Here is a 23,260-nt window from a genome sequence, read left to right on the forward strand (position 1 = left end):
GATATATTCTACAAAAATATCTATTTTATTCGAAATTCAGCTAATAAAAATTATTCAGAGGATGATAAATAAGAAGATATAGCCGATTTTATTTGTCTAGCAGATTGATTATATACCGTTTGCGTTTCTTCAACGGAAGCATCACTATTAGTCAATAATAAAAAACCCTCTGGTTTTTCTTTTGAAAACTCTAATAAACAAGTCGTACCAGGGTCGCTTCCACTATGTTGCAAGGTATTATTATTGTGTACCCAAAAAACTCCGTGGTTGTTGTGAGCTTGTAAAATGAGCTTTTCTTCTGCTAAAAGAGGAGAGAATAAAATCTCAAATCCTTCCGATGAAATTATAGATGCTTCTGAAAAATGAAAGCCTTTTATCATTGTCAATAAAAATAAACTAAGTTCATTATTTGAGGTAAACACAGAACCATCTGGATAAGAATCATTTCCATATCTAGGCAAAGGTGTATTTTTATCAAAATACAAAGTAGCCAACTGACTTTCTGACAAAGAAGGAAAATAAGTGCTTTTATTCATCTCTAATGGTTCAAAAATCTGTTCTTCTACAAATTGATGATAAGGCTGATTTGCTTTTATTTCAATTAAGTATGCCATCAAAGAAGAAGCAAGGTTAGAATACGCCCATTTTTCTCCAGCTTTAGAATTTGAAAATGCGTCAAGAGAATAATTGATACCACTTGGATAAAAATAATTTGAAATCAAACTTTCTAAAGACTTTTTATTTCGCTGTTCAATTCCCATAAAATTTTGCAACAAGACTGCTCCTTCTGTATTCATATTTTCTCCATTTTGAATATAATATGCATCAAAATAGGCTTCTGAAACATCCAATAATGAAGAAGTGTGAGTTACCAAATGACGAATTTTGATAATATCATTAGGATTATTAGGATTTATAATTGGATTTGGTAGAATGCTATTAATATCTGTTTCTAAATCAAAATAACCTAACTCTATTGCCTTTACAGTAGCTACACCCAAAACTGTTTTACTAATTGAGGCAATGGGTTGTAATGTTTGATTGGTATAAATTTCATTGTTTTCGTTGTTTTTATGTCCAAAAGAGTTTTGATAAGTAATTTCTCCATTCTTCACAATCGCTAAAGAAAAAGCAGGAAGTTGAGAGCCTTCATAGACTTCTTGTAAGTAATCTGTAAGCTCTTCATTTGAAGTAATAGGAGTGATATTTTCATCTTCTGTGCAGCCAAATACAATTAGAGAGAAGACAGTAATTAGGGTAAATAAATTGTGTTTTTTCATTTTTGGTTTTTAATTAATTGAAGATTAAGGAAATAAATTTATTTTATTGTCATTTTTGAGTTCCAAAACTAAAGTATCAGCTTCAAATATTTTTTTAGCATTCATTATGTAATCACAATGCGAAGAAAATAAATCTTTTGGCTTACGATTATTGACTGAAAGGACAGTGTCGCCCAACTGCAAATCTAATTCTGAATTTGTGCGATTGACTACCCAAAGCGAATCATTGAGTATTCCTAGCAAAAAATTTGTTGGAGCTTCTATTTTTACTTCTTGTTGAGATTGGAGTAAGATTTCATCGTCTTCATAATCAATACAAACTGTAAAATACTTCAAAAATTCATTTCCTAAAAGAGCTTTTCCAATAGCTGAAAATTCCACAAACATTTCAGTTTGATAACCTCCTATTTCTACTTTTAATTTCTTTACAATAATTGAATCTGTATTTGAACCATAAATTCCAGAAGTAGATTTATCCAAAATAATTTGTGTTTCTGCTGTTTCAAAATGCTGTGCTAAAGACAACGGCAAAACCAAACTACCATTAAAACCAACATCAAAAAGTATGTTTTCGACGGTTTTATCGCCTAGTTTTAAATTAATTTTTGGTGTTCCAGACAAAGTAGGACTGTCAAAAGGTAAGGTATAATGTTCTCCATTTATAGAAAAAGGCGTATCTGAAAAATAGAGTTTTTTATTTTGATAGTCGATTTTCCAATGCGCTAGTTTCATTAGATTTGCTCCAATAATTCCGTGTTTGGCAATACAAGGACTAGCCGATTTTTCAGAATAGACGACCTTTCCTGCTCCAATTTTATAAAAAGAAGTTTCTCCAAAAGTTATTGAATCCAAACGAGTAACTTCAATTTCATTAGAAATACCTTGTGCTGTCGAATTTGATTTGGTAGTAACTGTTTCTAAACTCAAATCAGTTGCTAGGCTATTTTCTATTTTGCTATTAAATGCTCCTGTATCAAAAACAAACTCTCTCAAAACGGTATCAGCATTTAGCTTGGCTTTTACGACAATCAAGTCTTTTTTAAGCTCAAAAGGAACTTCTTGAACAAAATCTTTGGCTTTTAATTCTCCTCCTGAAAGTAACCCTACGTTTTTGATGTAGGAACAAGAAGTAGCAAAAACAAGCAATATTAAAAGTAAAGAGTGTTTGTAGTCTATCATTAGTTTTAAATTAAATTTAGATTAGAGTATCAATTTCTTAAATCGGTATTTACCAAAAAAGCCTTCCTTCATTTGAAGCACACGGTGTGTAGATTTATCAATCCAAAATTCGCTTGATTGATATTCTGAATAAATTACTTTTACTACCCAACAATCCATTGATTTATTATTCAATGAAACTTCCTCGCTTCTATCTACCCAATATTTATAATATTTAGGAGGCGTTTTTGAGGCAGGATGATAAAAACTAATCGCAAATTGCTTATCCTCTTCCAATGGCAATGCAGACAAAACTTCTAAATCTAGTTCCCAATTGAATGAATATTCCAAATCATTTATTTCAAAAGGCAAAATATTATGTTGTGTGGTATCAGAATTTGAGTACATTTTATTTTCCTCATAGATAAAATGCTTTTTTTCTATAAGTGTCTTTTCTTCACTCACATCTTGATGAAAGACTTTTTCACTCAAAGGACGTAGCTTTTTATCAAACGTAATGAGGTATTTATAAAATTTATTTTTATCGTTGGTATGTCTTGTCCAATGAAGTTGATATGTATTTTCATTTTTAGAAACTGTCCTATCCCAAATTTCAAAATTTGATTTATAAATAGAGTCTTGAATATAGACGATATAAGAAGTTTGATTTTCTTGAAGTTGCTTGATTTCTAACACATCAGATTGTGTATTTACAGTATCTATTTGTGCTTGAAGTTGATTCAAACAGAGAAAAATCAGAATAAAAGAAAGAATATATTTCATTGAAAACTGAGTTTTTGAGTTGAATTAATAAATAATTTTAAATGTATAAAGTGAGAATAAGAAACTTAGATTAGACAGTAGGTTTTTGAAATTTCTTTTCTACTTGGCTTGTCCAATAAATCAAGATAGGAACACCAATAAGAGGAGGTAAAGCAAAGGCTAAAAAAGGATTCATCAAATCAAAACGAGAAACCACTGTCGCTGAAAAAGCTGTAAAAGTAGCAATATAACCTCCCATCATATTTCCGATATGGGCTGTGTACCAATGATAATGTTTTGTAGGACGAATAATAAACATCTTCAAATTTGTATAGGAAATCATAAAACCACCGATTCCAAAACCAATAGAAAGCAATGCACCAGCTAGGTTATGATTTTCTCTAAAAAGGTAATGCAACCCAATTCCGATAAAAATAATATTGGCAAGTCCATTGATAACTCCTGCTGCCCAGTCGTACCATTTTGGATTTTGGTCTTTGTGTAATTTCTTCAATTTAAGAAAACGAAGTCCAGAAAAAACGCTGTAATAACTCAAAAAAGCTATCAAGAATAAGAAACGATTAAAACGATAACCTGCCACGATGATTCCAGTAATGAAAACTAAAGTCATTGCCCAGAAATAGATTTTACCAGCGTATTTGTGCCACTTTTTGCCCTTTTTAGAAAGGATAGCAACTGCGCCACTGATTAGGGCGATACCTCCCACCAAAACGTGGAAAAAAAGTGTGTATTGAACGAAGTCTTTCATAATTTTTGTATAAGAATTTTCTGAGCTATTTATAAAAACCTTTTTTTGCTTTTCTAAAATTGATAATGCGATTTGGATAGATGACAAACTGAATAAAATTAAATTCAAACTGATCGACTCTTGATTTTTTTCCATCTATATCATTAATTTTTTGCATTGGATAATAGCGCAGATTAGTACGCAATACCCAAGTATCTAAAGACGATGGCACAATGTCCCAACCGAAGATAATTCCAGGAGAAATCATTTCTGTTCTTACTATTTCGCCTTGTTGTGTGTCGTTTCTAAAAAGTCCAGTAGCCCATTTTTCAGAACTAATACTTGCTCCAATGAAGGGAACAAAACCATTATAATCAAACAAAAACTTGTAGGCTTCGAAGGCTATGGATTGTCGTCTGACGATGTGTTCTAGGCTGTAACTAATGGTTTTTGAGGAATAATTACGATAACTAAACCCTGCATGTAGTTTAGCTTTATAGAAAAAATAACCTGCTCCAATATCAAAATTAAAACTAGCTTTATGCAGTGGTAAAGATTCTAGTTCTTCTGAGAATTTGGGAGATTGTAGAAAAAAAGAAGAACTCGGAGCAACTCCAATAGAAAAACTGTTGAGTTTTCGTTTGGCTGCCAAACTTGCCGTAACTTCTGCTGTACCACCAGATTCCTTTGGTTTTTCTTCTCTTATTGTTGTATCAAAATATTTGACTAGCCCCAAAGACAAATAAGTTTTAGGAAGTTCGAAGGTGTTTCTTTGAGTTTCACTACTATAAAAAGTCTTCTTGTTGTTTGCTAGAAACATTGCTTCGGCATTGATTTGCCAACCTTTTAGAGCAAAAGAAAACCCTCCTACTGGCATCGGTGTAATAAAACCATCATAACGTTTTCCTTGTGTATCATTTCCCAAACCTAGTGAAGAAAAATCTAGGCAAACTCCCATATAGGGACGAAGTTTTTTAAACTCCATTCGCCAAGGATAATATTTTGCACTTAGACTTCCTGCCGAACGGTAATCAACTTCTCCGTTATTTTGAAGTTTTGTACTTCCTAAATTGGTCAAGTAAAGTGTCATATTGAAATCCAACTTTCCCCAAAAATGCAAACCTCCAAGAGTAAGATGTGGCATAATGGCAGTAGGAAACTCTTGTTCTTGCCCTTGCCAAATTAAGCTACCCGATGCAGGAACAATTTGTGTATTAAAGCCAAAATAGGATTGAGCAAAACGGTGTTGTGATTTTTTTTCTGTATAAACTTGTGCATTACTAGAAAGCGAAAAAACAAGTATGAAAATAAGCACAAAAATAAGTGAAACTGATAGTCTATATTTTGTCATTGGTGTATTTGTTTTTAGTGATTTTTTAAAAACTTATACGACAAAGATGAGGGATAAAATGTAGTTTTACAGCCTTTTAAAGTGATTTTGGTAGGAAATGGCAGAGTTTGGGATAAGTGGGAGATGATTTGAATCTTTATCGTATTTTTTAATCAAAACTCTAAAAACAAACATAAAAAAACGGTCTTGTTTTTTGTTCAAGACCGTTTTGAATTGACTTATATTTTCTCAAAAACATCTTCTCCAAACGAAAAACTAACTGGCTTTCCGTCTTCAATTTGAAAGCGAATCACGATACCATTTCCAGGAGCGAGTTCGATACGCATACATTCTTCTAACTCATAAGCTGTTGCTATGCTTTTTACATTTCCAGTAGTGAATAACAGTTTACCATCTTGATAACTGACGTTTACTGTTCCGATATTTTTACTTTTGTAACTGCCTATATATTGTTCTTTGGGAAGCGATAACATCCATTCACGTTTGGCTAGTTTTTCGGCATATTTTACTTCCGATTTGTTGTAGCGTTTGAATTTCTTTTGTAGCTTTTTGATGCTTTTCTTTTCTAGTTTTTTGACTGCACTTTCATCTCCTAAGTACAAATAGTAAGCATATTTAGCAATTAGGTTTCCAATATCCAAACCTAATGAGTGATTGATAACTACACTAACCCCTATTTTTTCATTCGGTAAAAAAGAAACGTGAGAAGCAAAACCATGATACCCTCCAAAATGATAAATTACTTTCTTTCCTTCAAAATCGCCAATTCTCCAACCTCTTGCATAGCCATTTCCTTCAAAGATTTTGATATAATCATGTGTTGCTGAGACTAATTTTTCTTGATTTTTTTCTAAAACAGCTTTTGGATAAATAATTTTACCTTTGAAATTTCCATCATTGAGTAAAAAAGAAAGAAAGTTTGCCATGTCTTCTGCTGAAGTAATTACTCCTCCTGCTGCGTGCATAGTTTCATCTATTTTGAAAAAATCAGATTTCTGAACGTCTTTTCCAAAGGTACTATGATGAGGTTTGGCTAGTTCATTTTCATCAAAATCAGAAACTTTTGCAGAACTGTTTTTCATTTCTAAAGGCGTAAAAATTTTCTCTTGTAGCAAGTCTTGCCAATTTTCCCCTAATTCTGCCTTCAAAATCATAGAAAAAAGATAATAACCATAATTAGAATACATAAACTGTTTTCCTGTTTCTAAGGCTTCACTTTCTTGTTCTGTAATTTTCAAAATTTCCTCCTCTGTATATTCGCCAGTGTAAGCCAAACGACTAGATAAATATTCATTATCAACGCCCACTTGGTGCGACAACAAATCATTAATCGTAATTCCTTCAAACTTTGCTTTTTCTTTGAAATTACTAAACGGTTTATAGTCAATAATTGGTTTTTTGAGGTCCATTTTTCCTTCATATTCCAAAATACACGCTAAAAGACCTACAAAAGATTTGGTAGAAGAAGCAATATAAAACCCAGTAGAATTAGTAGCTTTTTGCTTGGTTTCGATATTTGTGTAGCCTGTGGTATATGCAAAAGGTTGTGTGTTTTTTTTATCATCAAGATGAGAAACTGCAACACTGATAGCAGGAATCATTTCTAGCTCGGAGCGAACTCTCTCAATAAAATCAGTAAGCTGTTTGTCTTTGTCAGCAGATTGAGCCGACAGAAAGTTTGAGAAGCTCATAAAGAAAAATGAAAAAATGAGGAGTGAAAATATTTTTAGTTTCATAGTTGATTGAGTTTTATAATTTAATTATTTTAATTTAATTTTTGTCCCTATTTCTAAGAAAAAATAAGGTGTAGTACCCATTATACTAGGGCGAGCTTGTGTAAATATTGGTTTAATAAAAAAAGCAAAAGGATGCTCTGAATTACGAGCTATTTCTTTTCCAATCGTAAAAGAATATGAATTTGTAAAATAATTATCTCCTGCTGATATAGATTCTATATTTCCTGTTGGGCTTAGTTCGTAAACATTCGGAATAAACGTTCGCATATATCCCACACCTACTCCAAACCCCCAGTAATTTCCATTCGGACTTGTACGATTATAACCAACTTCAAACTGACCTAAAGCTGCATGTTGATAGTTCTTGTGATAAAAATAAGCTATACTTGGTGTGAGTAAAATAGAATGATAAACATTTTTCTCGGAGTTCTTTTTCTTGTTTTTTACTTTTGTAAATAAATTATATTCAGCAAAAACTTTCATACCAGAGTGAGTAATTGTTTCTCCAAAATAAGAAACTCCAATTGTTTGAGGTTTGAATGTTTGCGCCAAAACAGCACTAGAAAACATTAGAAAAAGGATTGAAATTAAATATTTCATTTTATAAAGTTTTTGATAGTAGAATAAAAAGTAGTAGGTTGTTCGATAAATGGATTATGACTAGCACCTTCTATAATAACCAATTCTTTATCTTCTGAACTGATATTATTAAAAGCATAAGTCAATTCTTCTGGTGGACAAATATCATCATAACGCCCTGTAATCAGAAGTAAGCTAGGTTGAGTGATATTTTCTAATTGATAAACTAAAGAATCTCCTATTCTTTCATCATAGATTCTGTCTGTTATTTCATCTGTATATTGGCTATTTAGATAGGCTAAAGGATTATAAGAAGAGGAAAAAATTACTCGTAAATAATCTTGATTTGTAGGCTCTGGTTCTGGATAATCTATTGTAATTAATTGATTTACATACCTATTCCACTGGCGATACAAAATAAAAGGGTCTTCTCCATTGACTTCTTCAATTTTAGGGTTTTCTTCTAGCCAACTCATCACGTCTTGCCATTCTGTTACTCGGTTTCCCTTACTGATTTCTAATTGAGCTGTGTTCTCTAAAAACTCTCTTCGAAATTCCCATCGCAAACCACTAATATCTCCATCAGAAGTAATAGGGGCATTCATAGCAATATATTTACTGACAATACTATTATTTGGGTATTCTAGCATGTACTTATACATCAACCAACCTCCAAAACTATGTCCCATTAAGATAATTTCGGCATCGTATGCTTGTTGTAAAAAAGAGGCTACTGCATGTAAATCACTTGTCCAAGTTTGAATTACAGAAGTGCCTTGAGAAAAATCACCTTGTTTGTTTCCAGTTCCTCTTTGGTCGTAGTAGGCAACAGCATAGTCAAACTCTAATGTATTTCTCCATTTTGGAAAATCTATTCCTGCAAAATCCAAAGAGGAATATCCAGGTCCTCCTTGTATAAATAGAATTATTTTTTTAGACGTTGTACTTCCTCTTACTAAAGTTGGTATTAGGTAATCTCCATTTTTTATATGAAAATATTTTTCTGTTTGTAATTCTAAATTAAAGTCTTCTTGTCTGCAACTGCTCAGTACAATAAGGCAAAGAATGTTACATAGCAATAACTTAACTATATATCTTTGAAAAATAATTTTGATGGTCATATTTTTTAATATTTTTGGTAAAACAATGCTGCAAAAGTAGCTTTGTATTTTACCAAAAAATAGAACAAATCAAACATCAATTAAATGCAGAGCTTTTTGGGGCGTAAATTGAGTAATTTTTTTGAAGGTTCGGCAAAAATGACTTTGGTCTGCAAAACCATTTTGGTAAGCGATTTCTGTTAGACTTTTATTTTGTTCTACTGCTTGGGCCAAACTATGTTGTATTCTCAAATGCTGTTGATATGTTTTTATATCCATACCATAAAACTTTTTAAAAAAACGTCCTACATGAAAAGGATGTTTTTTTGCATTTTGAGCTATCTCTGTTATTATAATTTTTTTTTCAGGGTTTTTATGGATATTAATAGCAATTTCTGAAACCCAAGTAGGAATTTGTGTAGATTTATTTTTTTGCTGTAAACAAATAGATAATATTTTTTTAAGTTGTTTTATTGACTCTTTTTTATTTCGTTGTTGAATGATAGCCAAAAAATAGGGTATAAATGTATGTTCTGCAATCCAACTCCACTCTTTAAAATCTAAGCCGTAATACTCCCAGTCATATACTTTTAGCGATAAAAGCGAACTATCTTCTGCAAAAGAATCACTATGAATAATTTGAGGAGGTTTTATAGAAACATGTCCTGCACCTGCTTGATGAGTTTGGTTTTGAGAGGTTTTTTCTGCTATTTTTCCATTTAATAAAAGACTGATAGTCAGAAAATCATGACTATGTAGAGGCATATCAGATTTAGTTTTAGCATAGTGATTTCTTGCTATTTGAATGGAGCTATCTTGATAATAGATTTTCTGATAATTTAACATGAAAATTATTTGAATTAGGGCAAACGCACGAAATTTTAAACGAATCATTTTATCCAATTTTGTGCTGTATTTCACCATTATCAAGGTCATTTTTTTCAAAAATTAACCCTTTCTAAGGTAGAAACTCTATATTTTTCATTTTTTTTCCTTAGCAATCGTCTTTATCGAAGATAAAAAGACGTTGATAATGGGGAGAAAATGGAAAATAAATTTCGTGCGTTTGCCCTATATTTGAATTAAATTGTTTATAAGGTCAAGAGACAAATATTTTCATAGAAAGTTGCATCTTTTATAGTCTTGCATATTGAATGTTTCTGTGAAAACGAATAACTCAAAAGTAAAAAAATGTACCTATAAGTTCTATTTTTGAATTTCGTTTTGGGAACAATAGGCAGATTTTGGGATAAAAAGGACAAATCAAATTCAAATTAGTGGGAGTTTGCTTTGAGAATCTCTGAAAGCTCTTGAGATTTGGAACGTGAAACAGGAATTTTTGTATCAATATTTTGCAAAATCAATTCAAAATTTCGTGCATTTCCTTCTACCTTTTCAATCTTTGAAAGGTTGATGATATAACTTTTATGACATCTAAAAAAGTCTTTTTGAGGTAGATTTTCTTCTAATTTTTTGAGGCTATTTCGGATTAATTCTTTTTGAATAGAATTGTCTGATTTATAAAAAACTTCAATATAATTTCCTTCTGATTGTAGATAAAAAATTTGTTTACTTTCTAATTGCAAAGCAATTTTTCCATTTTCGGCTTCTAAAATGATTTTTTTTAGAGAAATAGTATTTTCTATTTCTGCTGTTTTTGTTTTGACTTGTTCTTCAACTTTTTCCTCTACTTGGTTTTGAAGTTGATTTTCGAATTCTGCTTTGAGTTTACTTTGGTTTTCCTGTAATTCAGTCTGTTTTTCTTGAAGTCTTTGATTGAGTAATTGTGCTTCTTTCCACTTTTGTTTTTGATGGTAATACTGCTCGTAAAGAATCATTATCAGAATTGGGAAAAATGAAATGAGAAGTGTCCGAACGAACATGATTTGAAACAAAGCTCCTAAGTTTTCAAAACCTTTCAGAAAAGCAAAAATAAAGAAGGTTACAAAAATAATAAATATCAAAATCGTAAAAACTAGACTTATTTCTTTTCCTACTGTCCAGTTTTCTTCTTCAAAAGAGTTAGAGAATACTTTTTGTAGTCCACTTACACCTACCCAAATACAGAAAGCGACTACTGCACCAAAAAAAATAGCATAACTAAAACGACTCAACGCATCAGACTGAGCTAAACCGAAAGGAGCAAAAACCAAAATCACTAAAAAAGTAATCAAGGCAGGAACTAAAATGCTTCCTATATTAAAAATAAAAGGATGTGGCTTTTTGAGTAATTGTAGCATATTCATTTTGTAAAATGGATTTATGAATTACAAAATAAGTTATTATTTTACTTCTGACCAGTTTTTATCAGCTTTTCGTTTCAAATTTTCTTCATCTTCATTCCAATCATCTAGTGTATCTGTAAAGAAATTTTTATAAAAAAGATAGAGCTTACCATCTATAATCTTATAATTTTTGGGATCCATAGTTACTTTCTCGTTTTTCGCTCCCATTGCATACGCACACCAACCACCATATTCAGGCATATACTTTTTTGGGTTTTTGATAAATAAATCTCGGTGTTCTTTTGTAGCAAATCTATAAATCACACCCAAATATTTTGCAGAAATAGAGGATTTTCCTTTTTGTGGCTCAGCTTCTACAAAATAAGAAACTATATCGTAGCCCTCAATGGCAACACCTTTATCAAGATTAAAATGTTTGATACAATATGCTTCTGTCAGCTTTTGAGCTTGTGTAGCTTCTATCATTAAAAAGGTAAACAAGAGAACTAGAAATATATAGAGGCTATATTTTTTTTTGTTTTTCATAATTGTAGAAATTTGAGTTTACTCTAAAATCAAAATATTAACTTACTTGTTTATAAAGAATTTTATTCACAAATATTGCTTTTGAGGTTGTCTTTTGAGGTTGAAAAAGGTTTTTGTTTTTTCGCATTTTGGTAGAAGTTAGCTAATTAAAAGTTACCGACAACCTTTCAGAAAGACAAGCAAGGGTATTTATTTCATTTTTTCGGTGTGAATTTTGCGTTACATCACAAAAATAATTGTACCTTTGTGTGCAATAATTACAATTTAGATTTTGTAGGGACTAATTTTGTACTGATAGCAAATAACTGCTTATGCGTCTATTGCTTTTGAAGCCTCTTTTTTTAAAAAAACAATCAAACTTATTAAAAATTTTGTTTGAAAAATCCTCTCAAAAAGATAAATCTCTTGATTTTATAGTTGAGGTGGTTCTTCTACTACTTAATAAGATACTGTTTTTGAGTGCTAAAAAACGTGTACTTCTAGTTGAAGGTACTACTTTTGTCTCCTTAGCTTTGAAGACTAGACAAATTACATCTACTAAAAAAATTATATACTCATTTTGATATTTTGCCAATTTGTTTTCATTAGGTATGGAAAACGAATTGGCTTTTTTGATTTTACCAATTTATTATACTGACATTAAATTATGCAACAACACGGAGTCAAGTCTAACCAATCAGGAATTGAGGAGCTAGGAATAAAACACGCAGCGAACGTATATTGGAACTTGCCAGCAGCAGAGCTTGTCGAACATGCACTAGACAGAAAAGAAGGTGTTTTGAATGATAAAGGAGCTTTAATGTTTGATACAGGCAAATTTACAGGTCGTTCTCCTAAAGATAGATTTATTGTAAAAGATGCTGAAACTGAAAATTCAGTATGGTGGGGTGATGTAAACATTGCTTTTTCTCCAGAAAAATTTGATGCACTCATGGAAAAAATGATTGCTTCATTAGAAGGAAAAGACCTTTATGTACGTGATGCGTATGCTGGAGCAGACAAAAACTATCAACTCAAACTTCGTGTTATCAATACGAATGCTTGCTCAAATCTTTTTTGTCATAACATGTTTATTCGTCCAGAACAAACAGAGTTTGAATCTTTTGACCCTACTTTTACTATCCTTCAAGTGCCTGAATATATGGCAGATCCAGAAGTAGATGGTACTCGTCAAGCTAATTTTGCTATCATCAATTTCACTAAAAAAATGATTTTGATTGGAGGAACAGGTTATACAGGCGAAATGAAAAAAGGAATTTTCTCTGTCTTGAATTATCTTCTTCCTCACAAACATAAAGTTTTGTCGATGCACTGCTCGGCAAATATAGGAGTAGATGGCGATACGGCTATTTTCTTTGGTCTTTCAGGAACAGGAAAAACAACTCTTTCAGCAGACCCTAATCGCCCACTTATCGGAGATGATGAACATGGCTGGACTTCAGATTCAGTTTTCAATTTTGAAGGAGGTTGTTATGCAAAAGTAATTGACCTTACAGAAGAAAAAGAACCCCAAATCTTTAATGCTGTTAAGTTTGGTGCATTATTAGAAAACACTCGCTTTCACGAAGGAACAAGAAAAGTAGATTATCTCAATTCTTCGGTTACTGAAAACACTCGTGTTGCTTATCCAATTCATCATATTGATAATGCTGTTGAACCTTCTGTGGGTGGTATTCCAAAAAATATTTTCTTTCTTACTTGTGATGCGTATGGTGTTTTGCCTCCAATTTCTAAATTAGAAAAAGGACAAGCAATGTATCACTTTATTTCGGGTTATACTGCCAAAGTAGCAGGTACAGAAGTAGGTATTACAGAGCCACAACGTACTTTCTCAGCTTGTTTTGGTGCTGCATTTTTACCTTTACACCCTACAAAATATGCAGAAATGTTGGGTAAGAAAATGGAAGAATCAAATGTAAATGTTTGGCTTATTAACACTGGCTGGTCTGGTGGTAGTTATGGTGTAGGTTCAAGAATGAAACTTTCTTATACTCGTGCTATGATTACAGCTGCTTTGGAAGGTAAATTGAATGATGTAAACTTTGAAGAACAACCTATTTTTGGAGTAAAAATTCCTGCTGAATGTCCGAATGTTCCTACTGAAATCTTAAACCCTAAAAATACTTGGAAAAATAAAGAAGAGTATGATGCGACAGCTAACAAACTAGCTACTGCATTTGTAACTAATTTTGAAAAGTATGCAGAATATGCAAATGATGAGATTATGGCTGGCGCACCTAAAGCAATGGCAAATTCATAATTCTTGATAAACTAATTATCTGTTATTTTTTTAAAGCCTTATTCCAAATCTTTAGAATAAGGCTTTTTTATTTGAAAGTGTTTAATAAATTATTTTTCTAGCTCAAACTCTACCTTGAACTTATCCTTTTGTAAGTATATGCTTGCTGAAAAAGAGTTCCCAAGCAGAATGCTTGAACAATAATCCTTCTTTTATATAAAAAAATAATTTCTCTATTCTTAAATACCTTTTTTCTAATAAAGAAAATTTAAAAAAACAATTTTCACAAAAAATAGTATTATAATAGTTAATCAGCAACAAAAACTGCTATATTACAATTTATTCTTTTTTTTATTCAAATAATAACAGAAATTGAGAAAAATTGAGAAATAATAGTTGATTTTTGTATAAAAATTTGCAATTTTGTAGTCAAAAATCACTCTAGCGAAAAGAGTAATTTTATTTTCACATAATCAAAAGTTATTTTTTATTCTGTGAGAGTAAGAATAAAAAAATCTGCTTAAACTATGAAGCAGACTACTACAACTTTAAAATAAAAGAACTTCTATATTCTCATCTAAAGAATCTAGAAGTCAAACAACTAGACATTTAACTTAACCTAAAAAAAATTGAAAGTTTCCATTGTAACTGTAGTTTATAACAACGTATCAATGGTAGCAGACGCTATTGAATCTGTTTTAAATCAAGATTATCCTGACTTGGAATATATTCTTATCGATGGAGCCTCCACAGACGGAACTACTGAATTGATACGCATGTATCAAAATCGTATTACTCGTTTTATTTCTGAAAAAGATGAAGGGCTTTATGATGCTATCAACAAAGGAATTCGTATGTGTAGTGGAGATATTATTGGACTACTTCACTCCGACGATTTTTATCCAAATAATAAAGTAGTTTCTTCTTTTGTCAAAACCTTTGAAGAACACGATACTGACGCAGTATATGGTGATTTGGTATATGTAGATAAAGAAGATACTCAAAAAGTAATTCGTTATTGGCAATCGGGAGAATTTGATTGTGAGAGTTTTTATAAAGGTTGGATGCCTCCACATCCTGCACTTTTCATAAAAAAAGAATGCTATCAAAAATATGGTGTTTATGACACTCGTTTTAAAAGTGCTGCTGACTACGAACTTACTTTGCGTATGCTTTTGAAGCATAAAATTTCGGCTACCTATTTACCTATGGTTATGGCAAGTATGCGTACAGGAGGAAAAAGTAATAGTAGTTTGAGAAATCGATTAATGGCAAATATTGAAGATTATAAGGCTTGGAAAATCAATGACTTACAACCTAAGTTTTATACTCGCTTTATGAAACCATTATCAAAAATACCTCAATATTTCCATGGTATTACTCAAGAAAAATTAGAGCTTGTTTATGCAACTTCTAATTCGTATTCGAATAAAGAAGTGGAAGTATAGATTATAAAGAAGATAGTTGTGAAACTATTTTACATTTTATCCTACCTTCAATTCTGTAAAAAAACAGAATTGAAGGTTATTTTATTATTAACTGCTATTATGAAAAATATTACTTTATTTTTAATCTTCTTATCCATTGTATGTTTTTCTAGTTGTGTGCCTACTCGCAACCTTACCTATTTGAAAGGAAAACAACAGGAAAATCCAAATATAGGAAGCACAACTCCTGAAAATTATTCTTTAAATTTTACCTCGTATAGATTGCAATCTTATGATGTTTTAGGCATTAATGTGCAAAGTATAGTACCCTCAAAATATGATTTAGGTACAACAGAAGCAAGTAATATAAAATCTCAACAACAAGGAGGACAAAATGGAAATGTACTCTTGACAGGTTATACCATTAGTGATAGTGGCTATGTACAAGTGCCTTTAGTTGGAGATGTACAGGTAGCAGGGCTAACAGTAGATGAGGCTGCAAGTAAAATAAAAACTGCCGTAGAAGAACGCTTTACAGAAGTAATCGTAAAAGTACAGTTACTTACCTTTCAAGTAACTATGTTAGGAGAGGTCTCAGTACCTGGACAAGTTACAATCTATAATATGCGTATGACTACAATTTTAGATGTGATGGCTCTAGCAGGAGAACCTTTAGTAACAGCAAACAGACAAAAAATAAGGATTATGAGAAGAAAAGGAGCTAACTTGGAAAGCTATTATATCGACCTTACCCAAGATGATATTCTCACCTCTCCTCTTTTTTATGTGCAACCAGGAGATATTATTTATGTAGAACCATTGAAAGGAAATAAAGCACTACAAACCAATGCACCTTTGATTGGACTTACAAGTACTCTTCTTAATGTTGCATTTTTTATAACTAACTTTATTTTTATTTTTAACCGATAGAATATCTTCTAAAAAATTCACACAAACAAAACTATCAAAAATGAACTTCGAAACTACTAAAGACTTTGCAGCGCAATTAGACGCAACTGATTCTCTAGCTCATTTTAGAGATAAATTTTGGATTCCTACTCTGAATTCTGTTTCAAAAAACACAAATCCTAGTGATGAAGAGGTAGTTTATTTTTGTGGAAACTCTCTAGGGCTTCAACCCAAAACGACAAAAGACTACATAAATCAAGAATTAGAAGACTGGAAAAACTTAGGTGTAGAAGGGCATTTTCATGGAAAAAATCCTTGGCTTTCGTATCACAAACTCCTTACAAATCAGACTGCCAAAATTGTAGGTGCAAAATCTATTGAAGTAGTTGTAATGAATAATCTTACTGTCAATTTGCATTTATTGATGGTTTCGTTTTATCGTCCAAATCAAAAACGCTTTAAAATATTGATGGAAGGAGGAGCTTTTCCTTCTGACCAATATGCCGTCGAATCTCAAGTAAAATTTCATGGTTTTTTGCCAGATGATGCCATTGTAGAAATGACTCCTAGAGAAAACGAAGAAACACTAAGAACAGAAGACATAACAAAAAAAATAGAAGAGTTAGGCGATCAACTGGCTTTAGTGATGTTTGGTGGCGTAAATTATTATACAGGACAATTTTTTGATTTAGAAAAAATAACAGAAGCAGCTCATAAAGTTGGTGCGACGGCAGGATTTGACTTGGCACATGCAGCAGGAAATGTTCCTTTAAAACTTAATGAGTGGAAGGTAGATTTTGCTACTTGGTGTAGTTATAAATATCTAAATTCGGGTGCTGGTGGAACTTCAGGCATTTTTATTAATGAAAAATATGCTGATGATGATTCCCTTCCTCGTTTTGCAGGTTGGTGGGGACACGATGAGAAAGACCGTTTTAAGATGAAAAAAGGATTTGTTCCGATGCGTGGCGCAGAAGGTTGGCAGCTTAGTAATGCACAGATTTTGCCAATGGCAGCACATAAAGCCTCTTTAGATATTTTTGAAGAAGCAGGTTTTGAAAATCTAAGACAAAAAAGCGAAAAACTAACAGCTTATATGGAGTTTTTGATAGAATCTTTTAATAAAGAACAATCAAAAATCAGAATAAAAATTATTACTCCAAAAAATGCAGCCGATAGAGGTTGTCAATTATCTTTAGTTTTTGATAAAGAAGGTAAAAAGTACCACGAAATTCTGACCCAAAAAGGAGTTATTTCGGATTGGAGAGAACCAAATGTCATTCGTATTGCGCCTATTCCTTTGTACAATTCGTTTATGGATTGTTATCGTTTTTATGAAATTTTGAAAGAGATTGCTTTGTAAAAAAAATACTGTAACTGATTGGCAAGTGATATTTATGATTTATAGGATGAATGAAGATAAATGCCAACTTCCTTTTTTAAACTCATTCTATATTTTTTATGGAATGAGTTCTTTTGATAAAACTACAATCTAATTAAATAAAAAATGTAATTCTATCAACTATTTAGATATTCTAAAAAGTTAAATCACAAATCTTTTTAAGATGTATTTATTTGTACGAAAAAACCATACGAAAACCTATATTTGGAGCAAACATATCAGGTTTAGTCTCATGACGTTGGGTTATGCGATGAAAACCATTACCAACGAAATTCCAAGAACTACTACGGCACACTCTGCTGCTATTTTTATATGTGTTTACTGGATTTGTTAAAAGTTCTATGTTCTGATAATATTCTGCATTGTACCAATCTTGACACCATTCTAAAACACTTCCAGTCATATCATATAAACCTATTTCATTTGATTTTTTAGTAGCTACATTATGTTTTTTTTTGTAGGAGTTTGAGTGATTCCAAGAAATTTTATCCAAATCATTTCCTCCTGCATATAAGTATTTCTTACTTCTTATCCCCCCTCTAGCTGCATATTCCCATTGAGCCTCAGTAGGAAGTGAACCTCCATAATATGTACAAAACTCGTTAGCTCCGTACCAGTTTACGGAAGAAACTGGGAAATCCTCATAGCCTTTGATTACTTGCCATTTGCCATTTTATTTATTTCTTTGTAATAATCGGAAAACATTTTTTTTCCTAAATATTTCCCTTTTTTTACTTCAATACTCCCATAGTCATTTAAAAAAATAGCATACTGAGCATTTGTAATTTCTGTTTGGCTAATGTAAAAACCTGTCAAATACACACTATGTGAAGGTTTTTCTTCTTCATAACACTCTTTATTATTCTTATCATCACAACCCATTAAAAACTGTCCACTTTCTACTTTTACCAGTTTTATTCCTTTTGGGAGTTTTTCTGTGAAGGAAAGCATGTCATTATTTTCTTTATAATTTGCAACAACCATTAATATCACAATAGAAATACCTATCAATACTAAAAACACTTTAGAAATTAAATACAGAGTGGCTGTTAGATTATGATTTTGTTTCAGAACAAACTCATTTTCATTTGTATCTTCGTTCTTTTTTTTCTTTGATAATGATTTTACATAAGTTTTAAATCTATCTGCAAAGAAATGATTATCTTTTCCTGTTATGTATTCATTTCTTAGACTGGCTAATTTTGAGGAGTGAATTGCATATTTATCAAGTCTGTCGAAAGCATCTGAAATATTTGCTTGTTCGATTAAATCAATAATTTCTTTTGCTTCTTCTTGAGTAAGTTTTTTCATACTGCAAAATAAAAAAATAATACATCATTTTTGTAATAAAAATAATTTTATTTCTTCGGCATTCTAAAAAAACGCCCTTTTGTAAAACGATATTCATAGCCATTTACTGTAATCATTTTTCCTTCTATCATATCACTCAAATCTGTAATTTCTTCTTCGATGGTATGAACAGAACCTTTTGTACGGTAGGCAATATCCAAATACTGTTCATTGACAAAACGATGAGTTCCACACAAAATAATTCTGACAGGAACACCTATTTTTCCAATCATAATCATATCTCTTGCATAACTCATATTATCGGCTACCAAAACAAGTTCATCATATCCATCTGTATATTTTAGAGCATACAAAATAGCTTCAAGGTCATTTTCTTGTGAATCTCCTCCATTTCCTGCTGCCCTTGCCTTCTCTATCAATCGTTCTAATCCATTGATTTGACAGGCTTTGCATTCATAAATTCCTCCTGTTCTGCCAATTTCTTTTCTTGCAGAAGACATTCCATTTCCATCATTAAAAAGATAAAACTCCATCGTCGAATCTTGGGCATAATTCAGACTGTACCAATATTTTACCTGTTCGATATAGGGCAACATACTTGAAGTTACGTCCAAAACAACCAGTTTCTTTTTCCATTCTTTCTTATTCAAAATTTTGGTTACTACGGTATCACTTCCCCAACTGTATTGTTTTCGTTTCAAAACATCTCTCAATTCTTTTGCTTCAGCTTCTCTTAGTTCTGCTTCTTTTTTGGCTGCAAGTGCTTTTCGTTCTTCTTCTTGTTTTTGAAACTCTCTTTGATAGTCTTCTATTTCCTTTTGTACTCTAATAGATTCTAAAGAATCTTGTAATTTTCTAGCTTGTCTTAATTTTTCAACTCGTATTTCATATTCTTTTTGTGCTTTTTCGGCTTCTTTTTGTGCTTTTTTGATACGTGCTTGACGTAATTCTTCATTTTTTTTATCCAAAGCTGCCATTTCTGCTTCTAATTTTTTCCATTCTTCTTCACGTTCTTTGTCGGCTTGTTCCATTTCTTTTCGCCTTGCTTCTATTTGCTCCGAACTTGGATAGAGAATTTCTAAAGGCAAAACATATATTCCTTCATCGCTACTTACTTCCTGCTCCATAAAATCTTTGAAATATTTTATTCCAATCGAATAGGTATCTCCAATAGGAATTTTAATCTGTGTTTTTCCAGTTGCATCTGTTGGTAAGGTGGTATATTCTTTTCCTGTTGTTTTGCGTGTGATTGTAAAAATTTCATTTATTGCAGGATTTTCAGCCAAATCTAAATAAATAAGACTAAAAACAGCACTATCCAAAGAAGGTTGTAAATTTCCAATTTTCATTCCTTCATACTGAATATATCTATCCACTTTTGAAAAATACTTTTCTTCCACTTCTATTTTATCATAATTTGCATTTCCATTAATTGAAATAGAATACGTATCACCAGTAGGAACTAAAAAAACGGCTGCTCCTTCTGAATTGGTAGAATCTGTATTCGTTGCAGTAATAGAATTTTTATCAATAGAATTATAAACCGAATTATCTTTCAAACTTGTAAGCGTAATTTTTGCCTTTTGTGGTTCTTTTTCATTATTAATTGGCAAAATACGAATAAGAGCTTTTTCTGGCGTGGGTTGAAGTTGGTCTTTTTTATCGGTTGGAAAGGCAAAAGCGAGATTATAAAATTGATTTTCGACCTCAGAAACAGGAATTTGATACGCCAAAACAGAAATAGAAGAATAAACTAAATAGGTATCATTATTTGGAAGCAAAATTTCATTTTGATTATTTGCTTTACTTATTTCATCTTCTATACAAAATGTCTTTTTTGTATTCTTTCCATAAAAACAGATTTTGGTTTGTAGAGGTTGATTATTCGCATCAAAAACTGAAAAACGAACCAATGCACTATCTACTTTTGGAGTAAGAGAATAGGAATTTGTCTGCGAAAAACTATTTTGGACAGATGAAAAAGTAGCAAAAACAACAATTAGGAAAAATACAATGGATTGAAATTTCATTTTTAGAATTTAAAATTAGAACTAGATTTTAGTTTTTGTATCTAAAAATAATGATTTTTCTCTAAAAAAAATAACTGGTTTAAGCGTCGACGCTTAAACCAGTTAGAGAAATAATTTCAAATAGACTGGGAAGTCTGTTATACACTTGAATTAATGATTTTTCAATGATTTCATATCAATCACAAAACGATAACGAACATCACTTTTGAGCATTCTTTCGTAGGCTTCGTTTATTTCTTGCATCTTGATTTCTTCAATTTCTGAAACAATATTATGTTTTCCACAAAAATCTAGCATTTCTTGAGTTTCTTTTATTCCACCAATTACAGAACCAGCAACCGAACGCCTTCCCATTATCATAGTTGGAGTTTTTAGCATAGAATCTAATTCGCCTATAAAACCAACCAAAACTAAAGTTCCATTTATTGAAAGTGTAGAAATATATGGATTCAAATTGTGTTCGTAGGGAACAGTATCAATAATTAAATCAAAATTTCCTCTTACTGACTTCATTTGACTTTCATCTGTTGAAATAATAACTGTGTCAGCACCTAGTTCTTTTGCATCTTTTTCTTTACTTGGAGAGCGAGAAAAAAGTGTAACATCTGCGCCCATTCCCTTAGCAAGTTTGATTGCCATGTGTCCAAGACCTCCCAAACCAATAACGGCAACTTTGCTTCCTTTTTTCACATTCCAATGCACCAAAGGTGACCATGTAGTAACACCTGCACAAAGCAAAGGAGCAACAGCAGCCAAATTAGAATCTGCAAGATTTTTAGGTACTTTCAAGACAAAGTTTTCATCTACAATCACTTTTTCAGAATATCCACCAAAAGTTCGTCCTCCCAAATGCTTATCTTTTCCGTTGTATGTTCCTGTAAAACCATTCAAACAATACTGTTCCAAATCCTGCTTACAACTATTGCATGTCTGACACGAATCCACCATACAACCCACAGCAGCATAATCGCCTACTTTAAGTTTGGTAACATCACTTCCTACTTTGGTGATTTTTCCTACAATCTCATGCCCTGGAACTGATGGGTAAACCGTGCCTCCCCAGTCATTTTTGGCAGTATGTAAATCGGAATGACAAACGCCACAATATAAAATATCAATTTCAATATCTTTTGCAGTTACTTCTCTTCTTTCTATGGTTATTTGTTCTAAAGGCTTGTCTTTTGCTTCTGTTCCAAATGCTTTTACTTGATTTGACATATAGTTTAATTAGGTTTTAGTTATTTTATAATTTACTTCTAATCAACAGTAGGATAGCTTTAATGTTATTATAAAAAATAGTAAATTGAAGAATGTATGGCTCTATTAGGCAAATAAAAAAGTCACAGAATTGGATTCTATGACTTTTTACTGTTTTTTACTTATCCTAAATTATTCTCCTTTCTTACGTCCTTTTAAAAATTTCCAAAGAGTCGTTGCTGCACCACCAACAGCTAATGCAATAACTTTCCAAAACTTTAGAAGTACAATGAAAAACCCTGTTTTTGCAAGGATTTTTCCTGCCACTAAGCCTCCAATTGTCCAAGCTGCTACATTATCTACATCTGGAATAAAATCAGCATAAGTGTGTCCTTCTTTGAATTTCACACTCCCAATAACATTATCAATATTTGCTTTTACTTCTGGTAATTGGTTCATAGGAGCAACAGCATTTAACATAAATACTCCTTTACGTCCCAAAACACGTAAATTATAATTCAATGTATTGTTAGAATTTTCTCCAAACTTAGCTTCTTTAGCCCAGTGTAATATTTTTTTATCTTTATCATAGTAAGGTTTGGATGCCCAACCTACTAAAGTAATTGGCTCATATCCCAAACGTACTCTTTCAGGATTTGATTCTTTCATTTCTTCTTGTATTTGTGCCAAAAGCTCGTCATAGTCAATGTCATCAGCATCTTTGTCTTCTACATAGCCCATTTCTTCAAAGCTAATTGTAAAAACCCAGCCATCGTCAGCCAAAACACTTTTATCTGACGGAACAAGCATTCCTAAAATAGTTTCATCTTTCGGATTCCCCCATAAATCGCTCAAGACATAATTAGCTTGTTCTTTGTTGAGATAACCAAAACCTTCAGGAACATTTAGTGTTGCATTTCCTGTTTCAAACTCAATGATACCTTTTTGATAATTAAGTGATTGTTCTACGTTATCAATCAAAATTTGTGTGCTATCCTCTACTACTAATTGAGCATGCACAGTAAAACTAAAAAGAGTCATAAAAAGATACAAGAAACTGAATACTATTTTTTTCATGTTATAATTTTTGTTTAAATTGAGTAATGTAAATAAGTGTTCTGTGGTAAAATTAGGTGTGTAATCTAAATTATTTTTCATTTTTTATTACAAAATCAAATCTAAATTTGATGTAATAAAACAGTTCTAAAAAATAAAGATGTAAAGATACGTATAAATTTATTAACAATAAAAAATCATCTT

The 23,260-nt window shown here is 31.6% G+C and carries 20 protein-coding genes; 4 read left to right on the forward strand and 16 right to left on the reverse strand.

Annotation, left to right across the window (positions count from 1 at the left end; genetic code table 11):
• Positions 1-50: 50 nt before the first annotated feature.
• The 11 genes from ACE193_RS05415 to ACE193_RS05465 form a co-directional block, all read right to left on the reverse strand.
• Positions 51-1,280 (reverse strand): serine hydrolase domain-containing protein, encoded by a 1,230-nt coding sequence (locus tag ACE193_RS05415; RefSeq protein WP_375561989.1) that lies wholly within the window; start codon positions 1,278-1,280, stop codon positions 51-53.
• Positions 1,281-1,304: 24 nt separating this feature from the next.
• Entirely contained in the window at positions 1,305-2,459 is a 1,155-nt protein-coding gene (locus tag ACE193_RS05420; protein ID WP_375561990.1) for a pepsin/retropepsin-like aspartic protease family protein, read from the reverse strand.
• A 21-nt stretch (positions 2,460-2,480) separates the two neighbouring features.
• The gene (locus ACE193_RS05425) at positions 2,481-3,221 is read right to left on the reverse strand and encodes a hypothetical protein (protein ID WP_375561991.1); all 741 of its coding nucleotides are present in this window, start codon (positions 3,219-3,221) and stop codon (positions 2,481-2,483) included.
• A gap of 70 nt (positions 3,222-3,291) precedes the next feature.
• Positions 3,292-3,969: a hypothetical protein gene (locus ACE193_RS05430; RefSeq protein WP_375561992.1), complete on the reverse strand. Its 678-nt coding sequence runs from the start codon at positions 3,967-3,969 to the stop codon at positions 3,292-3,294.
• 25 nt (positions 3,970-3,994) lie between these two features.
• Positions 3,995-5,299, reverse strand: a complete 1,305-nt coding sequence (locus ACE193_RS05435) for a hypothetical protein (RefSeq protein WP_375561993.1) — start codon at positions 5,297-5,299, stop codon at positions 3,995-3,997.
• Positions 5,300-5,517: 218 nt separating this feature from the next.
• Complete coding sequence (locus tag ACE193_RS05440; protein ID WP_375561994.1) at positions 5,518-7,035, reverse strand: serine hydrolase domain-containing protein; 1,518 nt, start codon at positions 7,033-7,035, stop codon at positions 5,518-5,520.
• Positions 7,036-7,059: 24 nt separating this feature from the next.
• Entirely contained in the window at positions 7,060-7,635 is a 576-nt protein-coding gene (locus tag ACE193_RS05445; protein ID WP_375561995.1) for a hypothetical protein, read from the reverse strand.
• Positions 7,632-8,735, reverse strand: coding sequence for an alpha/beta fold hydrolase (locus ACE193_RS05450; RefSeq protein WP_375561996.1), 1,104 nt, complete (start codon positions 8,733-8,735; stop codon positions 7,632-7,634). The genes ACE193_RS05445 and ACE193_RS05450 overlap by 4 nt, the downstream gene beginning before the upstream one ends.
• Positions 8,736-8,804: 69 nt before the next feature.
• Positions 8,805-9,479, reverse strand: coding sequence for a helix-turn-helix transcriptional regulator (locus ACE193_RS05455; RefSeq protein WP_375561997.1), 675 nt, complete (start codon positions 9,477-9,479; stop codon positions 8,805-8,807).
• Positions 9,480-9,988: 509 nt separating this feature from the next.
• Positions 9,989-10,960, reverse strand: a complete 972-nt coding sequence (locus ACE193_RS05460; protein WP_375561998.1) for a LytTR family transcriptional regulator DNA-binding domain-containing protein — start codon at positions 10,958-10,960, stop codon at positions 9,989-9,991.
• A gap of 36 nt (positions 10,961-10,996) precedes the next feature.
• The gene (locus ACE193_RS05465; RefSeq protein WP_375561999.1) at positions 10,997-11,485 is read right to left on the reverse strand and encodes a YHS domain-containing (seleno)protein; all 489 of its coding nucleotides are present in this window, start codon (positions 11,483-11,485) and stop codon (positions 10,997-10,999) included.
• 646 nt (positions 11,486-12,131) lie between these two features.
• On the opposite strand from ACE193_RS05465, the gene pckA reads away from it, so the two are divergent.
• The 4 genes from pckA to kynU all read left to right on the forward strand — a co-directional run bounded on the left by pckA (position 12,132) and on the right by kynU (position 17,423).
• Positions 12,132-13,745, forward strand: a complete 1,614-nt coding sequence (gene pckA / locus ACE193_RS05470) for a phosphoenolpyruvate carboxykinase (ATP) (RefSeq protein WP_375562000.1) — start codon at positions 12,132-12,134, stop codon at positions 13,743-13,745.
• A gap of 608 nt (positions 13,746-14,353) precedes the next feature.
• On the forward strand, positions 14,354-15,172 hold the full coding sequence (locus tag ACE193_RS05475) for a glycosyltransferase family 2 protein (protein ID WP_375562001.1): 819 nt from the start codon (positions 14,354-14,356) through the stop codon (positions 15,170-15,172).
• Between the two features lie 99 nt (positions 15,173-15,271).
• The gene (locus ACE193_RS05480; RefSeq protein WP_375562002.1) at positions 15,272-16,081 is read left to right on the forward strand and encodes a polysaccharide biosynthesis/export family protein; all 810 of its coding nucleotides are present in this window, start codon (positions 15,272-15,274) and stop codon (positions 16,079-16,081) included.
• 40 nt (positions 16,082-16,121) lie between these two features.
• Positions 16,122-17,423: a kynureninase gene (gene kynU / locus ACE193_RS05485; RefSeq protein ID WP_375562003.1), complete on the forward strand. Its 1,302-nt coding sequence runs from the start codon at positions 16,122-16,124 to the stop codon at positions 17,421-17,423.
• 208 nt (positions 17,424-17,631) lie between these two features.
• Here the strand turns inward: kynU and ACE193_RS05490 are convergent, their stop codons facing one another.
• From ACE193_RS05490 to ACE193_RS05510, 5 genes are all read right to left on the reverse strand, one after another.
• Positions 17,632-18,117 (reverse strand): formylglycine-generating enzyme family protein, encoded by a 486-nt coding sequence (locus tag ACE193_RS05490; RefSeq protein ID WP_375563343.1) that lies wholly within the window; start codon positions 18,115-18,117, stop codon positions 17,632-17,634.
• Positions 18,117-18,773, reverse strand: coding sequence for a formylglycine-generating enzyme family protein (locus ACE193_RS05495; RefSeq protein WP_375562004.1), 657 nt, complete (start codon positions 18,771-18,773; stop codon positions 18,117-18,119). Before ACE193_RS05495 ends, ACE193_RS05490 begins: the two co-directional genes overlap by 1 nt.
• Positions 18,774-18,820: 47 nt before the next feature.
• Positions 18,821-20,803, reverse strand: a complete 1,983-nt coding sequence (locus tag ACE193_RS05500; protein WP_375562005.1) for a hypothetical protein — start codon at positions 20,801-20,803, stop codon at positions 18,821-18,823.
• A gap of 150 nt (positions 20,804-20,953) precedes the next feature.
• Complete coding sequence (locus ACE193_RS05505) at positions 20,954-22,021, reverse strand: NAD(P)-dependent alcohol dehydrogenase (protein ID WP_375562006.1); 1,068 nt, start codon at positions 22,019-22,021, stop codon at positions 20,954-20,956.
• Between the two features lie 171 nt (positions 22,022-22,192).
• A complete protein-coding gene (locus ACE193_RS05510; protein WP_375562007.1) occupies positions 22,193-23,158 on the reverse strand; it encodes a DUF2167 domain-containing protein in 966 nt (321 codons plus the stop codon).
• Positions 23,159-23,260: the final 102 nt, after the last annotated feature.

This window comes from Bernardetia aquimarina, assembly GCF_042180575.1.
GTDB lineage: Bacteria > Bacteroidota > Bacteroidia > Cytophagales > Bernardetiaceae > Bernardetia.

Excerpts from the sequence above, each read along its gene's own strand:
- ACE193_RS05415 (WP_375561989.1), bottom strand. The coding sequence starts at position 1,280 with ATGAAAAAACACAATTTATTTACCCTAATTACTGTCTTCTCTCTAATT.
- ACE193_RS05420 (WP_375561990.1), bottom strand. The coding sequence starts at position 2,459 with ATGATAGACTACAAACACTCTTTACTTTTAATATTGCTTGTTTTTGCT.
- ACE193_RS05425 (WP_375561991.1), bottom strand. The coding sequence starts at position 3,221 with ATGAAATATATTCTTTCTTTTATTCTGATTTTTCTCTGTTTGAATCAA.
- ACE193_RS05430 (WP_375561992.1), bottom strand. The coding sequence starts at position 3,969 with ATGAAAGACTTCGTTCAATACACACTTTTTTTCCACGTTTTGGTGGGA.
- ACE193_RS05435 (WP_375561993.1), bottom strand. The coding sequence starts at position 5,299 with ATGACAAAATATAGACTATCAGTTTCACTTATTTTTGTGCTTATTTTC.
- ACE193_RS05440 (WP_375561994.1), bottom strand. The coding sequence starts at position 7,035 with ATGAAACTAAAAATATTTTCACTCCTCATTTTTTCATTTTTCTTTATG.
- ACE193_RS05445 (WP_375561995.1), bottom strand. The coding sequence starts at position 7,635 with ATGAAATATTTAATTTCAATCCTTTTTCTAATGTTTTCTAGTGCTGTT.
- ACE193_RS05450 (WP_375561996.1), bottom strand. The coding sequence starts at position 8,735 with ATGACCATCAAAATTATTTTTCAAAGATATATAGTTAAGTTATTGCTA.
- ACE193_RS05455 (WP_375561997.1), bottom strand. The coding sequence starts at position 9,479 with ATGCCTCTACATAGTCATGATTTTCTGACTATCAGTCTTTTATTAAAT.
- ACE193_RS05460 (WP_375561998.1), bottom strand. The coding sequence starts at position 10,960 with ATGAATATGCTACAATTACTCAAAAAGCCACATCCTTTTATTTTTAAT.
- ACE193_RS05465 (WP_375561999.1), bottom strand. The coding sequence starts at position 11,485 with ATGAAAAACAAAAAAAAATATAGCCTCTATATATTTCTAGTTCTCTTG.
- pckA (WP_375562000.1), top strand. The coding sequence starts at position 12,132 with ATGCAACAACACGGAGTCAAGTCTAACCAATCAGGAATTGAGGAGCTA.
- ACE193_RS05480 (WP_375562002.1), top strand. The coding sequence starts at position 15,272 with ATGAAAAATATTACTTTATTTTTAATCTTCTTATCCATTGTATGTTTT.
- kynU (WP_375562003.1), top strand. The coding sequence starts at position 16,122 with ATGAACTTCGAAACTACTAAAGACTTTGCAGCGCAATTAGACGCAACT.
- ACE193_RS05495 (WP_375562004.1), bottom strand. The coding sequence starts at position 18,773 with ATGAAAAAACTTACTCAAGAAGAAGCAAAAGAAATTATTGATTTAATC.
- ACE193_RS05500 (WP_375562005.1), bottom strand. The coding sequence starts at position 20,803 with ATGAAATTTCAATCCATTGTATTTTTCCTAATTGTTGTTTTTGCTACT.
- ACE193_RS05505 (WP_375562006.1), bottom strand. The coding sequence starts at position 22,021 with ATGTCAAATCAAGTAAAAGCATTTGGAACAGAAGCAAAAGACAAGCCT.
- ACE193_RS05510 (WP_375562007.1), bottom strand. The coding sequence starts at position 23,158 with ATGAAAAATAATTTAGATTACACACCTAATTTTACCACAGAACACTTA.